Source organism: Streptomyces sp. FIT100, from assembly GCF_024584805.1.
In the GTDB taxonomy this organism is placed as follows: domain Bacteria; phylum Actinomycetota; class Actinomycetes; order Streptomycetales; family Streptomycetaceae; genus Streptomyces.
Genome location: NZ_CP075715.1, coordinates 7,409,025 through 7,429,036 on the forward strand (window position 1 = coordinate 7,409,025; position 20,012 = coordinate 7,429,036).

The following is a 20,012-nucleotide window of genomic DNA, read 5'->3' on the forward strand; positions in this document are numbered from 1 at the left end:
AAGACAGCCGACGGTCCGCAGGCCCACGTCCGCGCCGGGCCGGGCGGCGAAGTCGTGCCACGCGCGCAGACTGCGCTGCCCGAGGCGGATGTTGAGCGGATCGGAGAACTGCGCGCGGAGCCCGCCGATCGGTTTGCCGGACGTGCCCGCGGCAGGGGTGTCGCGCTCGCACGGCCCGCGCGCGGCGTCCGGTGCGTGCGTCGGACGCGAGGCGGAGGATCCTCGCACTGCGGCCGTACGTGGACGCCTCCGGCAACACGGTGCCGGCGCACCTCCCCGTCGCAAGCGCTGAGGGAGCATGCCCGCGTCGCGCGCGACCGGGCGGGCGGGATGTGCCGGGGCGCCGCCGCGGGAAGGCCGCCGCACAGGTCCCTGACCGCGGTGCGATACCCCCTGCTGGCGGGCGCTTTTCAACGCGTTCACCTGCGGCTGCTCAACTTGGCTGTACAACTTCGCAGTACATCTGCGGTCGACTGAAAGCCGGAGGACACCACCCATGCCCCTGAACCGTCGCGACCTGCTCAGATCCGCCGCCGTGGCCGGCGCACTGGGCGCGGTCTGGCCGCTGAGCGCACAGCTCTCCCCGGCTCAGGCCCTGGAGGCCGCCCAGGTGCTGGGAGCGTCGTACGATCCGGCGCCGTTCACGCTGGGGGTCGCGTCAGGCGACCCGCTGCAGCACTCGGTCTCGCTGTGGACACGGCTCGCCCCGGAGCCGCTCGCTGACGAGCAGCAGCTGCCGGACGCGGTGCCGGTGCGGTGGGTCGTCGCCACCGACCGCGAGCTGCGGCGGAAGGTCGCGTCGGGCACCGTCGCGGCGACCGCCGCGCAGGGCCACAGCGTGCACGTCGACGTGCACGGGATGGAGCCGGGCAGGCGGTACTACTACGCGTTCAGCGCGCTCGGCAGGACCAGCCGGCTCGGCCGCACGAGGACCGCGCCGGCCCGCCACGTCGACCGGGTCCGGTTCGCCACCGCCAACTGCCAGCATTTCGCCCACGGTTACTACACGGCACTGCGCGGCATCGCCCACGAGGACGTCGACTTCGTCATCCACCTCGGCGACTACATCTACGAGAACGGCACCTACTCCGGCACCCCGCGCGACCACGAGGGCCCCGCGGTGTTCGACCTCGTCTCGTACCGGCGCCGGCACGCCCTCTACAAGGGCGACCCGGACCTGCGCGCCGCCCATGCCGCCCACCCCTGGTACCTCACCTGGGACAACCACGAGGTGCAGGGCTACTACGACGGCCGCGACGACGCCGCGTTCCTGGCCCGCCGGGACGCCGCCTACCAGGCGTGGTACGAGCACATGCCCCACCGCATGGTGGGCAGCGACCCCGTGCCGCAGCAGCAGATCTACCGCCGCCGGAACTGGGGCGACCTGCTGGACCTGACCGTCCTCGACCTGCGGCAGTACCGCAACCGGGCCGACCGCGCGGACAGCACCATCCTCGGCGCCAAGCAGCGCGACTGGCTGCTCGACCAGGCGCGCAGCGCCCGCGGCTGGCACTGCTGGGCCAACTCGATCATGCTGTCCAAGCTGGACAACCCCGGTGGCGACTACTACTACGACATGCAGTGGGACGGCTACCGGGCCGAGCGCACCGAGGTGCTCTCGGAGCTGCACGGCCTCGGTGTCGAGGACTTCGTGGTCGTCACCGGGGACTGGCACTCGGCCTTCGTGGACGACATCCGCCCGGACTTCGAGAACCCCGACTCTCCCGTGATCGGCACCGAGTTCACCGCCCACTCGGTGACCTCGGACTCGTACGGCCCCGAGTGGAACGCCGCGCGCGGCCCCGAGATCGGGCGCCTCAACCCGCATCTCCAGTACTTCGAGGGGGACCGCTACGGATACGACGTCCACGAGGTCACCGCGCGCCGCTGGACGACGGAGATGCGGGTGATCGCCGACCGTCTGGACCCCGCGGCCCGGGTCACGACGCTGACGAAGTTCCACGTCGACCGCGGCCGGGTCGGTGCGTACGAGGACAAGCGGACCGCGACGTCCCCCGCCCAGTACCGGCGCCCCGCCGCCGACCGGCGGTAGCCCGCGGTCAGGGGCGGGGAAGGACCGGGGAGAGTCCGGTGGATCCGCCGGACTCTCCCCGCGCGCCTCAGTCGACGTCGGCGTAGGCGGTGCCGAGCCTGAGGCTGTCGATGCGGTTGACGACCTCGCTGTCCGGGTGGTCGCGGTCGTAGACGCCCCACTTGGGCTCGTTGGCGCTGTCCCAGGTGCGGCCCGTGTAGCGGGTGGCGCCGTTGGTGAAGGTCTGCTTCACCCCGTCGAACCACAGCTCGGTCCAGCCGCCGGTGGCCGAGTCCGAGGTGTGGATCGCGAGGACGAAGCGGTGCCAGTCCCAGGCCGCGACCGGGGCGGACCAGATGGTGTGCCAGGCCGCGTCCGTGCCGACGTACACCAGGTTCACGCGGTCGTTGTTGACCGTCATCAGCAGCGGATAGTTCTGCGTGGCGTTGGGATACGACTTCCACTGGAAGACGACGAAGTCGCCGGTGGGCAGGCTGGTGGCGGAGAGCTTGCTCTCCCAGCCGAGGTAGTACGTGCTGTTGTTCTGGAACACGTACTTGGCGCCGCCGACCCTGATGCCGCGCGACTCGCAGCGGTCGAGGCCGACCGCCTTGGTGTAGCGCCAGACCGTGCCGTGACCGTCGGTCTGGGCGGCGCCGACGACGCCGCCGGGCGCGGGGCATTCGATGCTTCCGAAGACGCCGGTCCCTTGGGAGGCTTCGCCGTCCCAGGTCACCGACGCACTGGCGGGTGAGGCGGCGAGCAGGGTCCAGGCGGCGACGGCCGGCAGGACGGCGAGGAATCGCTTGCGCATGACGAGTACCTTTCGCGTGACGGCGGGGAGGGGGGAGGGAGCGACGCTCCCGGACCCGTCCCGGAGAGCGGCCGGTTCAGGAGGGGGAGAGCTGGGTCCTCGGGACGATGACCTGCTCCATGCTCGGGCTGGACCAGAACAGCTTCATGTGCGCCTCGCCCGTCTGCTCCGTGTGCTCGACCCTGATCGCGTACTTCTGCCCGGCCTGGAGGCCGGTGACCGTCGCCTTGTTCACCTGCGGCACATGGGGCGTGGTGTTGTCGATGACGAGCCGGCCGTCGACCCACAGCCGCACCGTGTCGTCGGAGACGGTGGTGAAGGTGAGGGGCTCGCTGTAGCGGGGCTGGACGAAGCCCGTCCAGCGGGTGGCGAAGTTGTCCGCGGGGATGCCGGCGGCGGGTGAGCCGTCGAAGCGGTACGCCTTGTTGACCGTGGGGTCTGTCGTGGTGGCCGCCGGGGTGCCGGAGAAGGCGGTGTTGGCGAAGGACTCGGCCTTCAGCCCCGTGCCGCTGCCCGGTGCCGTGGGCGACGGGGGAGTGATCGACAGCTCGATGACCGAGGCCGCACCGTCCACGGCCCCTCCGGAGGGCCGCAGGTCGAAGCCGTCGCCCGCCTTCGTGACGGTGACGGTCTGAGAACTGTTCAGCACCCGGGCGCTGTTGATCGTGAACGGCACCTTGGCGGTGAGGTGCAGCGACTGCCCGGCGGCCGGCCAGGACGGCGTGAACACCGATGCGTACAGCTTGGCGTGGCCCTTGCGGGCGACCGCGCCCCAGGCAGGGTCGGCGACCAGACCGGTGGAGCCGCCCGTGCCGTACACGGCCGAACCCTGCCCCGCGGTGCTCAGCCAGCGGCCCACGTCGTCGAGCCGGTCGAGCGAGGGCGCGGGGATCCGGCCGAGCTTGTCCGGGCCGACGTTGAGCAGGTAGTTGCCGCTGCGGCCGGAGATGTCGAGCAGGTTCTGCACGACGGTCGTGGCGGTCTTCCAGTTGGTGTCGTGCTTCGCGAAGCCCCAGCTGTTGTTGAGGGTCATGCAGCTCTCCCACAGCTGGCCGTCGACCGGCGCGCCGGGGATGGTCTGCTCGGGGGTGCCGTAGTCGCCGTCCACGACGCGCCGCTTGCCGACCCGGTTGTTGATGACCAGGCCCGGGTCGAGGCCGCGCAGATACGTCTCCAGTTCGGCGCCGTCCTGGCGCGACCAGCGGTTGACCGGGTTGTCGGTGTCCCACTCGCCGTCGAACCAGAGCAGTGCCGGGTCGTAGTTGTCGATCAGCTCCTTGAGCTGCGCGTACATCCTGGTGCGGTACTTCGGGAAGGTGTCGGCGTTGGGGAAGTCCGGGTCGTGCCAGTCCCAGATCGAGTAGTAGAACCCGAGTTTGATCCCCTGGGCGTCCGCGGCGCCCTTGAGCTCGGCGAGGATGTCGCGGTCCGGGCTGAAGGAGGAGTGGTCGCGCAGGTTCCAGGTGTTCTGCTTCGTCGGCCACATCGCGTATCCGTCATGGTGCTTGGACGTGATCACGATGTACTTCTGCCCGGCGTTCTTCGCCGCCGAGACGATGGCGTTCGCGTCGAAGGCGGAGGGGTTGAACTGTCGTGCGCCCGCCTCGTACTCGGCCGTCGGGATGGCGCAGGACCGCTTGATCCACTCGGCGTTGCGGCAGACGGTGCCGTCGGGACGGGTGTACTCGCCCTCGTACTGCGAGTAGGCGCCGAAGTGGATGAACATCCCGAACTTGGCGTCGCGGAACCAGGCCGTGCGGGAGGACGCGAACGGGTCGTCGCTCGCGTGGTTCGTCCCCGGGCCCGCCGCGGCGGCCGGGCCGGCGGTCACCGCGGGGGCGGTGACCGCCAGCAGGACGGCGCCGAGCAGGAGCGACAGTGACCGCACGGGCCGGAGGGATCTCGTCCGGGGCAGGGCACGCAAGGCATGCAGGGCACGCGTGACACGCATGGCGGCTCCAGTGATGGTGGAGGGAGAGCGTGTGCGCGACAGGCGTCCGCCCATCGCATCGTGAAGGATGGACTCGTAAAAGATCGGACGTCAATGCCTTCAACGCGACGAGTATGGGGCGGAGTTGGGGTCATCGCGGAGGGATTCATCCGATGATGGAGGTCACCCTCCCGATCACCCTCCCGATCGCCCTCCCGATCATCCTCGTCGTGAGACCGCTTTCTGCCCGTACTCTGCGTACGCGGGGGGATGGGAGAGGGACATCATGCTGGAGGCGGTGGGCCTTTCGGCCGCCGAGACCGAGGTGTACCGCGCGCTCGTCGTCGCCACCACGGCGTCGGCGCGGGAGATGGCCGGTACGACGGGCCTGGACGAGGCGACCGCGCAGCGGCTGCTCGGATCCCTGGAGGACAAAGGGCTGGTGCGCGGGGTGGACGGGGCCACCGGGCGGTTCGCCGCCAACCCGCCCGACGTGGCGCTCCTTCCGCGCGTCGAACGCCGGGCCGGCGACCTCGACAAGGCCCGGGCCGCCGTGTCCGAGCTCATGGAGACCTACCGCCGCAGCGCCTGGACGCGTGGCGCGGGCGCGGTGGTCGAGATCGTCACCGGCGCCGGAGCGCTGCGCCAGCGGCTGCGGCAGGTCCAGGACGGCGCACGCCACGAACTGCTGTGGTTCTGCAAGGCGCAGTACGTCGCCATGCCGTCGGGGACCAACCGGGCCGAGTTCGACGCCCTCGCGCGCGGCGTCGGCTACCGGGTCCTGTACGAGCAGGCGTTCTTCGACGACTCCGGGGCCGTTGACAACGTAGTCAGGGCCGTGCGGGCGGGGGAGGCCGCCCGTGCCGTGCCCGCGCTGCCGCTGCGGATGGCGATCGCCGACCGGGGCCTGGCCGTCTGCCCGCTGGCGCCGGGCGGCCCGGCGGGCCATCCGGGCGAGGTGACGGCGGCCGTCGTCCGGGGGAGCAGTCTGCTGGAGGCGCTCGTCGCGCTGTTCGAGCGCTACTGGGAGGTGGGGGCACCGCTGAGGGTCACCCCGGAGGGCCGGATCGGCGAGACGGGCCTGTCGGCCGACTCCGCCTCACTCACCCCCGAGGACCAGCATCTGCTCTCGCTGATGGTTGCGGGCCTCACCGACGAGTCGATCGCCGGACAGCTCGGCGTCAGCAAACGCACCGTCCAGCGGCGCATCCAGGGCCTGATGAACCTCGCGGGCGTCGCGACCCGGATGCAGCTCGGCTGGCAGGCCGCACGTCGCAACTGGATCTGACCGCGAACGTGCGAGGGTGCGGCCGGCGCTCCGCCGGCCGCACCCCCTTCCGGGCGGCGCCGTGATGCCCGCCCCCACGCGGGCGATCACGTCACCCACACCACCCGGGGCCAGCGGCTACCGCACGCCGAACGCGCGGACCACCGTCTGCTCGACCTCGTTTCCGCCGCCGTCCCACGCCTTGACGCGGAGGGTGACGGCGTCCGCGTGCCGCAGCACGGAACGGTCGAGCCGCAGCTCGTACGTCCCGTTCCCGCGGGCCGAGACCGGCACCGACGTCCAGCGCGCACCGTCGTCGACCGAGGCCCACACACGCATGCCGGCGATACGCGGCCCCGTCCAGCCGTCCTGGTGGCGCGCGGTCACCCGGAGCTTCGCCGCCGAACCGTCCACCTGGTTGAGGGCGTTGACCGGTACGTCGTAGTCGAGCAGCACCAGCGGCAGCAGCTCGTCCTCGCCCGCCGCCGGCGGCGCCGAGCGGAACGCCCACGTGGTGTCGGTCCTCGTCGAGAACGCCCAGGCGGCGGAGGTGCGGGAGGTCTCCACCCGCACCCGGTACGGTCCCTCGCCCGAACCGGCGGGGAAGGCGCCCCATGGGTAGGTCCCGTCCGCGAGCAGCGCGTCGCCGCGGTACACGCGGGTGCGCACCTCGTCGGTCTCGTCGTCACCGGAGAAGCCGTAGTGACCCGTACCGCCGTCGCTCAGCTCCGCGAGCCGCAGATCGAAGGTGCCGCCCGTGCGTACCGAGCGGAACTCCGGGTTCCCGGCCGGTGCCGTCGGACGGACCACCGGCCCGAACCAGTCCTCCCGCAGCCGCTGGCCGGCGGCGAGCCGGTGCAGCCCGCCCGTCATGCCGCCGCTGAGGGGGAACATGGTGTTCCACGGCGGCTGGTGGGTGACCCTCTGCAGCCACAGCGTGTCGCCCGCGCTGACCGTCTCCACCCGGGTCGACGGCAGTTTCACGAACGACTGCTGGTCCAGCACGAACGATGTTTCCTGCCAGGGCCGCCAGGCGAACCGCTGCTCACCCGTCCATGTCACGGAGCCGGGCCGGTGGTAGACGGACTCGACCCTCGCCGTGCCGGACGACCCCACGCGGTAGGACAGCCGGGCCGGTACGGCGTCCTTCTCGACGAGGGCCAGGTCGTACAGGTACGGGCTGGACGAGGTGCCCGAGAGCTCCAGCACCGGCGTCCGCTGCCGCTCCAGCAGGTCGGCGAGCGCCTCGCCCTGCTCCTGCGGGACCTTCATGGTGATGAGCGGGTCACGCTCGCCCGTCGGGTCCCACGGCTGCCACACCGGTCCCGGGAACTCGTTGATGATCATCAGCGCCGCGGCCCCGGTCTTCGCCACGGCCTGCGCCTGCTCCGGGTAACCACCGGACGTGCGCATCAGTACGGCCTTGCCGCGCAGGTCCCTGCCTTCCAGCGACTCCGGCTCCGCGAGGAGGAGCGGCAGCCGGCGCGTTCCGTCCACGGCGGGGGACCAGTTGTACAGCACGGGGTTCAGCTCCGGAGCCCGCGCGCCCAGGATCCGGGCCTTCAGCCGGGGCGCGACCATCCGCCACCGGGAGTAGAACTCGAAGTCCCCCTTCGCGACCCGGGCGGTCGGCGTGGCGAACACGGTGCGGACCGAGTCGAATTCGACGGTCGTACTGGCGATCTTCCGGTTCCCGAAGGCCCGGTACGCACCGAAGTGGATCATCCCCTGCTGCTCGGACGCCTGGGGTGTGCGCACCTCGACGGGCTTCGCCGTGCGGGCGTCGAGGACGATCTCCGTGTCGGAGTCCAGCTTCAGCTCGGGCCGCAGCATCTGCGTGAGGTGCCAGCCCTTCACCTCGGCGCCCGGGACCAGGGCCTTGAGGAAGTAGGTGTCCTCGGGGACCGTCACCCGGGCCGTGCCGTCCATCCACGGCATGACGTAGCCCAGCGCGTCGTAGCGCTGGTCGGAGCCGTACAGCTCGAAGAGCGGGACCACCGCCGGGCGGCCTTCGCGGTCGGCGAACCGCAGCGTCAGCGTCCGCATCGCGCCCCGGACCGTCAGCGCGACGGCGGTGTGCACGGCGGCCGTGCCGTCGTCCGGCACCGCCGTCAGATAGCCGGACCAGCGGCCCAGCGGCACCCCGGCGGGGCGCGCCGTCACCGGTACGCGGACGGTCTCACCCGGGGCGACGGTGACCGACGAGGAGCCGGCCGTGAACGCGCCGGACGGCGCGGCCGTGCCGTCGTCCTGCTCCATCTCCAGCGACAGCGCGAGGCGCACCGGCCGCTGTGAGACGTTGGTGTACGCGACGTCCTTCGTCACGCCGGCGCCGTCGGGCTCCTGCGCGCCGAGGTCCGCGGTGCCGGTGGCGACGACGCTGCGGGCGACCGCTCCGGCCACGTCCAGCCGGCCGCCGCCCTGCTCGTCCACGCGCTGACCGGCCACCACCTCGGCCGAGCCGACCAGCGCGTTCTTGATGGCGGCCGGAGTCCACTCCGGATGACGCTGCGCCAGCAGGGCCGCGGCGCCCGCGACATGCGGGGTCGCCATCGACGTGCCCGACGCGGCGGTGTAGAGCTCGCTCTCCGGGCTGCCCATCCGGGTGCCCGCCGCCCGCGCGGCGACGATGCCGACGCCGGGCGCCGTCAGCTCGGGCTTGACCGCGTCGCCCATGCCGACGGGGCCGCGGCTGGAGAACCCGGCGAGCGTGTCGTCCCGGTCGACGGCGCCCACGGTCAGCGCGCTCGGGGCCGTGCCCGGTGAGCCGACCGTCTGGGTGCCCGGGCCCTCGTTGCCCGCCGCCACGACGAACAGCGTGCCGGTCTCCGCGGTCAGCTCCTCGACCGCGGTCACCAGCGGGTCGTCCTCGGATGCGGGGCCGCCGAGGCTCATGTTCACGATCCGGGCGCCCGATCGGGCCGCCCACTCCATCCCGGCGAGGATGTCGGAGTACGCACCCGAGCCGGAGTCGTCCAGCACCTTGCCGATGATCAGGTCGGCGTCGGGCGCGACGCCCTTGCGGGTGCCGTTCGACGCGGCGCCCGAACCGGCGATCGTCGCCGCCACATGGGTGCCGTGTCCGACGAGATCGCGGGTGCTGTCGCTCGCGCTGAAGTTGCGTATCTCGCCCGTCCGGCCCGCGAGGTCGGGGTGGGCGGTGTCGATTCCGGTGTCCAGGACGGCGACCTTCACGCCCTTGCCCGTCGACCCGGTCTTCCAGACCTCGGGGGCGCCCACCTGCGCCACGCTGCGGTCGAGCGCGACCCGCACCTTCCGGTCGAGCCAGATCTTCTCCAGCCCGCCGGCCAGCCGCGGCGCGCCCTGCGCGGTCCGCGAGGCGGACGCGCCCGGTGCGGCGCTGACGGTGTCCCAGAAGGTGTTCAGCTCGTCCTTCGCCGCGTCGACCGCCACACCGTCGACGCTGTCGAGCACCCGTCGGCGCTCCGTGCCGTCCGGGGCACTCCGCGCGGACGCCTTCGCCGATGCCTTCGCCGACGCCCCGTAACGCAGCAGCAGCGGCAGCTCCTTGGCGCGGGCGTCGTCGTACCCCTGCTCGATCAGGCCGGTGACGTCGAACAGCGCGGCGTCCAGCTGTCCGGAGGAGACGTAGGGAACGGCGCGCAGCGGGGTGACGTGGATACGGCCGTCGACCTCGCGGGTGCTGAACCCGCCGGCTTCCCGTCCATCCACCGGACGCACACTGGCCACTTGACGGCCGTCCGCGTAACGGCTGACCGTGACACGGTCTCCCGTGATCAGGGTGACCGTCCGGACGGACGGGCGCAGGTCGGCCGCGGTACGGACCGGTCCCGTCTCCTGGGCTGCGCCGGGTGCGGCCGTGCCCGTCAGAACCGCCGTGAGGGTGGCGATCGCCACCGTGCGGTGATGCGGCGCGCGGACGGCCCGCCGCCACCAACTGTTCGTTGATCTCATGAGCGAACAGCGTGGCGCCGCACGGTCGGCCCGTCAGCATCCCCGCGTGTCCAGCCCGCGCCAAGTCACCTTTGCGCCACGGTCCGCGGCCGCGGCGCATGCCCGTCGCCCCTAGGTCGTGTCTTCAAGTCCCGTCTGCCCGGTGACGTCTGGCATGTTCTCCCAGAGCTCGTGCCCGGGAGGTGCCCCCACCCCCGTAGCCTTTCGGGCAAGGGAGGTGCCCCCACCGCATGGACTCCCTCCTCCGCCTTGCGATCGCACGCGCCAGACGCAGCCGGGCCCGCCCTCCGGGCGGACGACGCCACTGTGAAGACACTCCCTAGCCGCGGGGCGCGTTGGGTTCAGGCGTGTGCCCTGCGGACCAGGTCGGCGGTGGTGAGGCCGACGAGGAGCAGGGCGACGTCGTCGTCCTGGCCCTGGCGGGACTCGACGGTGGCGACGATGTGTTCGGCCAGGCTGTCCAGGTCGGCAGGGCCTTCGCCCACGATCGTCTCGACCTGCCGCAGGCCCTCGTCGACGTCCATGCCGCGGAACTCGACGAGTCCGTCGGTGCACAGCAGCATCGTGTCCTCGGGGCCGAGCCGGAGTTCGGTGGTCGGGTACGGGGCGTGGCCGCTGTACTGCGGCAGGCCCAGCGGCAGTCCGCCGTGGACGTACGGGCGGCTGCACCCGCCACCGGGGTGTCTGACGAGCGGGCCGTGATGGCCGGCGCGGACGAGCTGGGCGCGGCCGGTCGGCGGGTCCAGCTCGACGTAGAGGCAGGTGGCGAAGCGTTCGGTGTCCAGGTCGTGCAGGAAGGCGGAGGCACGGGCCAGCAGGGTTCCCGGCGGGTGCCCCTCGGCCGCGTAGGCGCGCAGCGCGATCCGCAGCTGGCCCATGACGGCGGAGGCATGGATGTCGTGCCCCTGGACGTCGCCGACGACAAGCCCCACCCGTCCGGTGGGCAGCGCGACGACGTCGTACCAGTCGCCGCCTATCTGGTGCCCGGTGCGCGCCGGGCGGTAGCGGGCGGCTATCCGGGTGCCGTTCACCTCGGGGATGACGGCGGGGAGCATGGCCTGCTGGAGGCCGACGGCGATGGCGTGCTCCTCGTCGTAGAGCACCGCGCGCTGCACGGACTGGGCCACCGTGCCGCCGAGGACCTGGAGAAGGTTGCGTTCCTCGGGGGTGAACCGGTCCTTGTGCCGGTAGATGATGGCCAGGGCGCCGATCGGCCTGGCCTGGGCGATGAGGGGCAGGATGGCGGAGGCGGTGAAGTCGGTGTCCACGACGTGCGGCCGCAGCCGGGGGTAGGTCAGCGCCTCCTGCCTGCTGGTGAAGCGCGGTTTCCTGGTGCGGATCGCCTCGGCGACGGGCAGGGGGTCGTCCAGGCGGACGTACTGCATGTCCCGGGCGTACTCCGGCGGCAGGCCGGCGGTGGCGACGATCCGCAGCCGCCCCTTCTCGACGAGGCTGAGGACGATGCTCGCGGCCCCGATCGCGCCCATGACCTTTTCGCTGGTCAGGGCGGTGTTGACGTCCTCGATGGTGAGCGCCTGCGAGAGCGCGCTCGTCGTCGCCTCGACCACGTCCGTCTGCCGCCGGCGGTCGGCCTCCAGGGTGGCCTGCTGGGTGAGGTGCTGGAGCTCGGCGCTCGCGTCCCGCACGATCCCGACGACGCGTCGCGGCCGGCCCGCCCTGTCGCGCCGGATGTGGCCCTGGACATGGGCCCAGCGGAGGCTGCTGTCGGAGCGGCGGACGCGGAAATACGCACCGTAGCCGTCGCGCGACGCGAGGGCCTCGGACACCTGGGCCTCCAGCTGGGCCGCGTCCTCGGGGTGCAGCCGCCGGGTGAGCGTCTCGGGGCGGCCGTCGAACGCGTCGGGGGCGAGATCGAAGACCGCGAGGCCGCCGGGGTCGAGGAACACCGTGTCGCAGTCCGGCTCCCAGATGAAGCCGCCCATGCCGTTGAGGGCGAGGACACCCTGCAGGTCCGCGCGGAGGTCCGCCTCGAGGTCCTCGCTGCGGACGGATGCAGGAGAGGGCCTCGGGAGGAAGCGAGGACGTGTCATGCAGGGGCTCCAAGCCGCACGGATCTGTGTGGTGACGTCAGGTGCTCGAGTGATGCTGGTTTGCACCATTTTATGGCGATGTGAGTTCCTCACTGTACGGGGCTTCGCCCGGCCCCGTTCCAGCACCGGACAGTGACGCCCTGTAGTCGTTGCGGCGGCATTGCAAGGTCGTGAAGCGGGCCGGGCGCAGCTTGACCGGTCATCCGGAGCCCGGCCATGCTGCTGGACATGACCGCGATGGCCTTCCTCGTACCGCGGCTCCACGGCGCCCCGGGGTGTACCGCCCCGGCCGCGTGTCCCCGCCGCTGACCGCAGCGTCTCCGCGCTGACGGCAGCGCTTCCCTGCCGCCCGCAGTGTCCTCGCCTCGCCCCGGACCCGGCGTCTTCGCCGACACCCCCCGCCGCCCGCACGCCGGCGCGCCTGCCGATGCCTCGGCGCGCCACCAGAGCCCCAGTGAAGGGACCGATCCATGACGTCCACCGCGCCCCTCGCCGAGACCGCCGAGACCGCCGAGATCGCCGACACCGCCGCGCCCACCGTCCAGAAGACCGGCGGCCGCATCGGCGCCGTCGTCTCCGGAGTCCGTCTCGGCGGAGACCTGGACAAGGCCTCCGTCGCTGCCGTCCGCAACGCGGTCCTCGCCCACAAGGTGGTCTTCTTCCGCGACCAGCACCATCTCGACGCCGGGACCCATGAGGCGTTCGGCAGGCTGCTCGGCGAGCTCGTCGCGCACCCCACCGTGCCGTCGGTCGACGGCCGCTACGCCCTCGGCATCGACAACGAGCACGGCGGCCGGGCCAACCAGTGGCACACGGACGTCACCTTCGTGCCCGCGTACCCGGCCTTCTCCATCCTGCGCGCCGAGGTCGTACCGCCCTACGGTGGCAACACCCTCTGGGCCAGCACAGCCGCCGCCTACGCCGGGCTCCCCGCGCCGCTGCGGGTCCTGGCCGACAGTCTGCGGGGCGTCCACACCAACGCCTACGACTACGCGGCCGTGCGCCCGGACGCCCCCTCCGCGGCGCTGGAGCAGCACCGCAGGGTCTTCACGTCCACCACGTTCCGCACCGAGCACCCGGTGGTGCGCGTGCACCCCGAGACCGGCGAACGCACCCTGGTCCTCGGCAACTTCCTCCAGAAGCTCAGCGGTCTGAGCGGACGCGACTCCCGGGCGCTGATCGACCTGTTCCAGTCGCACGTCGAGCGCCCGGAGAACACGGTGCGCTGGCAGTGGCGCGCGGGCGACGTCGCCGTCTGGGACAACCGCGCCACCCAGCACTACGGCGTGGACGACTCCGACGACCACGAGCGCACGCTGCGCCGCGTCACCGTCGACGGCGACGTGCCCGTCGGGGTCGACGGACGCCGTTCGGTGCTGCTCTCCCCGGAGTCGGTGCCCGAGCCGGCGTACGGGATCGCCTCGGGGGCCTCCACCGACGGCGTACTCGCACAGACCTGAGGCGGAGGCCCCCGCACTGCTCCAGGGCCGCGCGGGCCGCCGCCCCGAAGTGGGCGGCGGCCGTCCGATGGCGGACGCGGCTCACGCCGGAACGCGGCCGTGCAGCACGGTGACCGCCTTGCGGGCGGACGTGAACGCCCCGTGCTGACAGGCGTCGGTGGGGCTGAGGTGGTCGCCGGCGAAGTAGACGCGTCCCGCCGCCCGGTTGAGCGGGGCGAACACCGGCGCGTCCGGCGGTGTAGGGGGCATTCGCACCAGTGGCCCCCCGTGACGGCCACTGGTGCGAACGGCGCGCGGCGCCGGACCCTGCCTCAGAACGTGCAGGTGGGCACGGACTCCAGCCACGCGGGTCCCTGGATGTAGATGTTGGTGACCCAGGCCCGGTAGTCGGGCAGATAGGACCAGGCGTCGTTGGTGTAGCCGTCGGAGATGACGGGCTCCGCGTGCTTCTGGCACTGGACGCGGACGGTCGTCGGCCCGGGGAAGGCGTAGACGCGGGCCGCCGCGGTCGACGGCCGGTCCTTGGTCCAGACGCCGGAGCCCCACGTCCGGAAGACGTGCCCCTGCACCGGTCCGGTGTCGACCCGGACCGCACCGTGGTAACTGCCGGTCAGCCGGACGTCGCTGACCATGAGCCGGGTGCCGGACTGCCGGGCCTCGACCATCTTGCCCGCACCGAGGTAGATGGCGATGTGATGGAGCTTCTGGGAGGTGCCCCAGACCAGCAGGTCGCCGGGGAGCAGCGGGGCCAGGCCCTGGGCCGCGGTGAAGCGTTCGGCGGCCCGGTGCGTGTAGTACTGGGCGCTGGCCACCCCGTTGAGCAGGTCCGAGCCGGTGGCCTGGGCGTACGCATAGCGCACCAGCCCCGAGCAGTCGAAGCCGAGCCGTTCGGGATCGTGCTCGCTGGCCGGGTCGCTGGGGTCCACCTGCCCGTACGTGGCACCGGGCTGCGGGCCGTGACCGCCGCCCCAGGTGTACCAGACGCCCGCCGCCACCTGAGCGCAGGCGGCCGCGATCGCCCGTTCCGCCGCCGCGGAGGCGCCCGGCGCCAGCGCGGCGCACTCGCCGCGGCCGGCTGCTGCGGGAACCGCCCGCGCGGCGGGCCCCGTTGCCACTGCCGCCCCGGGAATCCAGAGCAGGCAGGCGAGTAATCCGATGAGTGTGCCGATGAGTCCGGTCCGGCGAAGCATGCGAGGACCCCCGTCTCCCGTTGCCGTCGTGGTCGTGGTCGTGGTCGTGGTCGTGGTGATGGTGGTGGCGGTCGTAGTCGTCGTGGTCGGTGTCGAGTTCGACGTCGGGAGCAGCCTGCGGGCCGGGCCGGTCACGCGTCCAGCGCCATGCGTCACCCCGTGCGAACGGGCAACGGGAAACCCCCTGGGAAACCCCCTGCCGGGCAGCGCGTCCGCCCGGCAGGGTCAGGGGCTGCCGCAGCCGGTGCCGCCCGAGAGGGGCACGCCGGGCATGAGCACCGCCCGCTCCTTCGGGGCGATGCCGTCGCGCAGCCGGCAGATCTCCGTCAGCCGGGCCGCGACGTCCAGGTCCCACAGCCGCACGGTGCCGTCGTTGCTGCTGCTGGCCACCGTCCACCCGCCGGGGGCGAACGCGACGCCCCACACCGCGTTCGTATGGCCCGTCAGCGCGGCCGACAGCCGCCGCCCGGCCACGTCCCACAGCCGCACCGTACGGTCGTTGCCGCTGCTCGCCAGCGTCCGGCCGTCGGGCGAGAAGGCGATGCCCCGCACGGAGCCGGTGTGGCCCGTCAGCGCCGCCACGAAGCGGTGCCGACGGGCGTCCCACAGGCGCACGGTCCCGTCGTTGCCGCTGCTGGCGACCAGCCGGCCGTCCGGGCCGAAGGCCACACCCCGTACCGCGCCGGTGTGGCCGGTGAGCGCGGCAGCCGGCCGGCGCCGGGCCACGTCCCACAGCCGCACGGTCAGATCGTCACCGGCGCTCGCCAGTGTGCGCCCGTCGGGGCTGAAGGCGACGTCGTTGACGAAGTCCGTGTGGCCCGTGAGGGTGGCGAGCGGGCGGCGCGCGGCCGTGTCCCACAGCCGGATCGTGCCGTCAGAGCCCGCGGACGCGAGCGTGTGCCCGTCGGGGGCGAAGGCCACCGAGAACACGTCCCCGGTATGGCCGGTGAGGCCGCCGAGCGGGCGGCGCGCGGCCGTGTCCCACAACCGGATCGTGCCGTCGGAGCCCGCCGACGCCAGCATCCGCCCGCCGGGCGCGAACGCCACGGAGAACACCGCCTCGCGGTGCCCCCTGAACGTCGCCAGCACCCGGCGCCGCGCCACGTCCCACAGCCGCACCGTGTGCGCGGCGTCGGCGGTGGCGAGCAGCCTCCCGTCCGGGCTGAACGCGGCCCGCCAGACCTCGGTGAACGGACGCGACGCCAGCACCCGGCCGCGCAGGTCCCACAGCACCACGGACTGGTCGAACCCGGCCGTCGCCAGCACCGTCCCGCCGGAGTCCACCGCGACCCCCAGCACATAGTCGGTGTGCCCGGTGAGCGTGCCCGTCGGCCGGCCGCTGCGCACGTCCCACAGCCGGGTCGTACCGTCGCCGCCCGCGCTGACGACCGTCGTGCCGTCCGGTGTGTACGCGACCGCGTTGACGTCGTCGCTGTGCCCGGTCAGCGCGGCCGTCGTCCGGCGGCCCGCCATGTCCCACAGGCGTACGGTCCGGTCGACGCCCCCGGTGGCGAGCGACCGGCCGTCCGGGGCGAACGCCGCCCCCAGCACCTCGTCGGTGTGCCCTCTGAGCACGGCGAGCGGCCGCGCGCGCACCGGGTCCCACAGCCGTACGGTCCGGTCGGAGCCCGCGGAGACCAGGGTCCGGCCGTCCGGCGCGTACGCCAGGGCGTTGACCCTGCCCGTGTGTCCGGTGAGGGTCGCGAGGGCCCGGCCGGCGCGGGTCGTGTCCCACAACTGGACCGTTCCGTCGGCGGCCGCGACGGCGAGCCGGCCGCCGCCGCGCGGGTCGAAGGAGACCGCCCGGGCGCCCTTCGTGCGGGCGGGAAGCACCGCCGCCGTGCGGCGGCCGACGGTGCTCCACAGCCGCACCGGCCCGTCCGTGGAGGTCGCCGCGAGCGTGCGGCCGTCGGGGCTGAAGGCGACCGCGCGCACCCGTCCGGGGACCCGGAACGTGCCGATCGTCCGGCGGTCGGCCACGCGCCGCAGGGTCACCGTGCCATCGGAACTGGCCGTCGCCAGCGACCGGTTCCCCGGCGCGAAGGCCACCGCGTTGACCGGCCCGCCGTGCCCGCCGAGCCGGGCCGAGAACGCCTGGGACTGGGTGCTCAGCAGGGCCCCGCGCGCCTCGGCCGTGGCCTGGGCGCGGTACGCCTCCTCGGCGAGCAGCATCGACGCCTCGGGCCGGCCCGCGGCCAGGGACGTGGACCGTACGGCCAGCGCCTGCGAACGGGCGACGCGCTCCTGCTGGAGCGCGCCCGAACGCTGCTGGTAGGCCAAAGCGCCGGCGGTCACGGCGAGCACCAGCAGCACGACGAGCGTGGCCAGCATCCGCTGCCGGAGCCGGACCTGACGCCGCGCCTGCCTCGCCCGGCCGTCCTCCTCGGCACGGCTCGCCCGCAGGAACTCCTCCTCCCGCGGGCTCAGCCGGCTCCCGCCGTCCAGTTCCTCGGCCCAGGAGCGGGCGGTGTCCAGCCGCGTCCCCCGGTAGAGCACGGACGGATCCCGGCCCTCGCGCTCCCACTCGGCGGCGGCGTGCGCCAGTTGCTGGTGGATCAGCAGTCCGGTCCGGTCCGCGTGGATCCAGCCGTGCAGCCGGGGCCAGGCGTGCAGCAGGGCCTCGTGGGTGATCTCCACCGTGTCGCTGTCCATGGTGATCAGCCGGGCCCGTACGAAGGCGTCGAGCGCGGCGGCGGCGCCGTCCGCGCCGGCCAGCTGCTCCAGCAGGGCGGTCCGGCTCATCCGGCGCCGGGTCGCCGCGGTGCCGTCGGCGACATGGACGAGGCGCACCAGGATGCGGCGGATCGTGAGCTGTTCGGCCGGATACAGCCGGGCGAAGACGGTCTCCGCCGTCCGCGCGATGGCCCCGCGGATTCCGCCCGTGCGTTCGTAGCCCGCGACGGTCAGTGTGGCCCCCTCGCGCTGCTGCCAGGTGGCCAGCAGCGCGTGGGACAGCAGCGGCAGCGCACCGGACGGCGTCACGTCGGACCCGCTCCCCGGCGTCCCCGTGCCCGTGCCCGTCACCGTCCCAGGCCCAGTCCCCGTGCCCGTTGCCGTGCCCGTCTCCGTTCCCGTACCGGCCCCCGGCCCCGTGTCGTCCCGCAGCCCCGCGTCCCGCAGCAGCAGGGGGAGCAGGCCCGGTTCGAGCGTGACACCGGCGAGCTCGGCCGGACGCGTGATCGCCTCCCGCAGCTCGGCCACGGACATCGGGGGCAGGACGAACAGCCCGTCGGTGAAGACCGGGGCCAGCTCGGGGAGGTCCAGACAGCTCCCGGAGAAGTCCGCCCGTACGCCGAGCACCACGACGGCCGGATCGTGCCCGGTCACCGCAGGCCGGGACGAGGCCAGCGCGGACAGCACACGGACGAAGGCGCGGCGCTCGTCCTCGTCCGGGCAGAGCGTGAACAGCTCCTCGAACTGGTCGACGAGCAGCACCGGCCGGACGGGCGGAGGCTGCTCCCTGCCGCCCGGGCACGCTCCGGCGCCGTCCGCCCGGCCGCGGACCGCTGCGAGCAGCGTCTGCGGCCGGGCCCGTAACTCCCGTGCGGTGATGCCGAGATCGCTGCCGAGCGCCTTCGCGGTGGACTCCAGCAGCTCCTCCAGCGGATGTGCCGTCGGCGTCAGCGTCACCACCGGCCAGCCGTCGGCGCCCGGCATCGGGAAGCCGCCGCGACGCCGGAGGGCCGCCACGAGACCGGCGTTGAGCAGGGACGACTTACCGGCGCCCGACGGGGCGACCAGCAGCAGCGGTCCGCTCCCGATCCGTTCGAAGACCCGCTCGACCAGCGCGGCCGTCGCACGCTCCCGGCCGAAGAACCACCCGGCGTCCTGCGAGGTGAAGGCGGGCAGCCCCCGGTACGGGCACGCCCCGTCGGACTGCGGCCCCGGCGCGCCGGGATCGGAGCCGGCACCGCCGCAGTCCGGCGCGGCGCCCTCCGGCAGCAGCCGGAGCAGCTCGCCCTCGGCCCCGAGGATCTGGTCGCAACGGCTCGCGACATCCGCGGTCGCGCGCTTCGCACCGGTTTCGATCTTGCTCAGATAGCCCTTGCTGTAGTGCGTCCGGCGTGCCAGATCGGCCAGTGACAGACCGCGCTGCTGCCGCAGCCGTCTCAGCTGCGCGGGAAAGGCTGACGCCGCCCGCTCGGCCGACGCGGTCCGGTCGTGGTCCTCGTGTCCGTGGTGCTGCTCCCGCAAGACATCCCCCATGGCAAAGTGCGCCCAGGCCGTACGACGGCCGTTTTCCAGGCTACTTCGGGGGGAGGACGGGTCGGCGAACCTTTCACCCGGTGTGACGAAAACAGGAAGTTTCCGGAACCGCCGGGCGGCGGCTCCGGAACTTCACGGCAGGACGCGGGTCGCGGGTTACGGCCGGTTGAGGCGGATCGAGTTGATCGGCGTCATGTCCTTGTCGATGGACCAGCCGCCCCCGGGCAGGTAGCCCTCGCACCCCGTGCCGTTGTACCCGGTGCAGGTCTGCATGGTTGCACCGCCGGTCTGGTTGTTGAGGATGCGGTGCACCCCGTACATGTTGCTGAGGTTGTGGTAGCCGTAGGTGTAGTACTTGTGCGACGGCTGGTCGTTGTTCCACCCCGCGTTCTCCGGGTAGATGCACACGTAGCCGTCCGGGCAGCCGTGGTAGGCGGCGGCACCGGCCTGGGCCTGGGTCGCGCCGGCCACCGTCACCGCGCCGGCGGCGAGCACGAGCGCCGCGGCGGTCGTCATCATGTTGCGCATGGAAATCCCCCATGTGGTCTGTCTGGTCGGGCTGACGCTTCTCAGCCTGACCGCGCCGCCCGCCCGGGTCGACGGGTTTCCTGTTGCCCGTCGGGCCCTCGGCGGGGAAACCGACCGTGACCAGGGAGGTCAGCGCCACGGGGGCAACTGCGGGGGAGGGCCGTACGAGTCGGGCGGTACGGGGCGGGTCACATGAGCCCGACGCCGCGCGGCGGTACGAAGAGGTGGTAGGCACGGTGCTCGTTCGCCGCCTCCTCGGTGCCCCGCCACAGCTCGGAATCCGCCCGCCGGGCGAGGCTGCCGCGGTGCTCCGAGCACCGCGGGCAGGCCGGGTCCCAGTCCGGCAGCAGCTCGGTGTGGGCGGTCCCGATGTGATGGCCGAGGCGGATCTGCGCACCCACCCTGCTGTCGAACGGGTCCCAGTCCACTCCGCGTTCCCCGGTGAGCCAGAGCTCGTCCGTGACGGCCTGGATCTGCTTCATCGACTCGTAGAGGCGGACGCAGTCGTTGCAGGCGAACATCCAGGCCGGCGGCAGCGGCCACAGATCGGCGGGGTCGATGTCGTCGGCGCTCATGCGCGTCACCGTAGTGGCCGCCG

The 20,012-nt window shown here is 73.0% G+C and carries 12 protein-coding genes and 1 pseudogene; 3 read left to right on the forward strand and 10 right to left on the reverse strand.

All coding sequences use genetic code 11. The features are described 5' to 3' along the window. A pseudogene (locus KK483_RS33090) lies at positions 1-228 on the reverse strand (sarcosine oxidase subunit beta); the annotation flags it as partial. A 268-nt stretch (positions 229-496) separates the two neighbouring features. On the opposite strand from KK483_RS33090, the gene KK483_RS33095 reads away from it, so the two are divergent. Continuing rightward, positions 497-2,053, forward strand: a complete 1,557-nt coding sequence (locus tag KK483_RS33095; protein ID WP_262008894.1) for an alkaline phosphatase — start codon at positions 497-499, stop codon at positions 2,051-2,053. 67 nt (positions 2,054-2,120) lie between these two features. Here the strand turns inward: KK483_RS33095 and KK483_RS33100 are convergent, their stop codons facing one another. Continuing rightward, positions 2,121-2,846 (reverse strand): polysaccharide lyase, encoded by a 726-nt coding sequence (locus KK483_RS33100; RefSeq protein ID WP_262008895.1) that lies wholly within the window; start codon positions 2,844-2,846, stop codon positions 2,121-2,123. Positions 2,847-2,922: 76 nt separating this feature from the next. Next, complete coding sequence (locus KK483_RS33105; protein WP_262008896.1) at positions 2,923-4,797, reverse strand: alpha-L-fucosidase; 1,875 nt, start codon at positions 4,795-4,797, stop codon at positions 2,923-2,925. A gap of 265 nt (positions 4,798-5,062) precedes the next feature. Here KK483_RS33105 and KK483_RS33110 point away from each other — a divergent pair, with 265 nt between their 5' ends. Beyond that, positions 5,063-6,064: a helix-turn-helix domain-containing protein gene (locus tag KK483_RS33110; protein WP_262008897.1), complete on the forward strand. Its 1,002-nt coding sequence runs from the start codon at positions 5,063-5,065 to the stop codon at positions 6,062-6,064. 117 nt (positions 6,065-6,181) lie between these two features. On the opposite strand, the gene KK483_RS33115 is transcribed toward KK483_RS33110, so the two are convergent. Together KK483_RS33115 and KK483_RS33120 are read right to left on the reverse strand one after the other, a co-directional pair. Further along, positions 6,182-9,979, reverse strand: a complete 3,798-nt coding sequence (locus KK483_RS33115) for a S8 family serine peptidase (RefSeq protein WP_262008898.1) — start codon at positions 9,977-9,979, stop codon at positions 6,182-6,184. Between the two features lie 341 nt (positions 9,980-10,320). After that, positions 10,321-12,030 (reverse strand): SpoIIE family protein phosphatase, encoded by a 1,710-nt coding sequence (locus KK483_RS33120; protein ID WP_262008900.1) that lies wholly within the window; start codon positions 12,028-12,030, stop codon positions 10,321-10,323. Between the two features lie 470 nt (positions 12,031-12,500). Between KK483_RS33120 and KK483_RS33125 the strand changes: the two genes are divergently transcribed. After that, a complete protein-coding gene (locus KK483_RS33125) occupies positions 12,501-13,490 on the forward strand; it encodes a TauD/TfdA family dioxygenase (protein ID WP_262008901.1) in 990 nt (329 codons plus the stop codon). An 81-nt stretch (positions 13,491-13,571) separates the two neighbouring features. Here KK483_RS33125 and KK483_RS33130 read toward each other — a convergent pair whose 3' ends face one another. From KK483_RS33130 to KK483_RS33150, 5 genes are all read right to left on the reverse strand, one after another. Next, positions 13,572-13,739, reverse strand: coding sequence for an FAD-dependent oxidoreductase (locus KK483_RS33130; protein ID WP_399016301.1), 168 nt, complete (start codon positions 13,737-13,739; stop codon positions 13,572-13,574). Positions 13,740-13,801: 62 nt separating this feature from the next. Beyond that, positions 13,802-14,680, reverse strand: a complete 879-nt coding sequence (locus tag KK483_RS33135) for a C40 family peptidase (protein ID WP_262008902.1) — start codon at positions 14,678-14,680, stop codon at positions 13,802-13,804. Positions 14,681-14,905: 225 nt separating this feature from the next. Continuing rightward, positions 14,906-18,886: a helix-turn-helix domain-containing protein gene (locus tag KK483_RS33140; protein WP_262008903.1), complete on the reverse strand. Its 3,981-nt coding sequence runs from the start codon at positions 18,884-18,886 to the stop codon at positions 14,906-14,908. Positions 18,887-19,042: 156 nt separating this feature from the next. Then, positions 19,043-19,414 (reverse strand): hypothetical protein, encoded by a 372-nt coding sequence (locus KK483_RS33145; protein WP_262008904.1) that lies wholly within the window; start codon positions 19,412-19,414, stop codon positions 19,043-19,045. A 188-nt stretch (positions 19,415-19,602) separates the two neighbouring features. Continuing rightward, positions 19,603-19,989: a hypothetical protein gene (locus tag KK483_RS33150; RefSeq protein WP_262008905.1), complete on the reverse strand. Its 387-nt coding sequence runs from the start codon at positions 19,987-19,989 to the stop codon at positions 19,603-19,605. Positions 19,990-20,012: the final 23 nt, after the last annotated feature.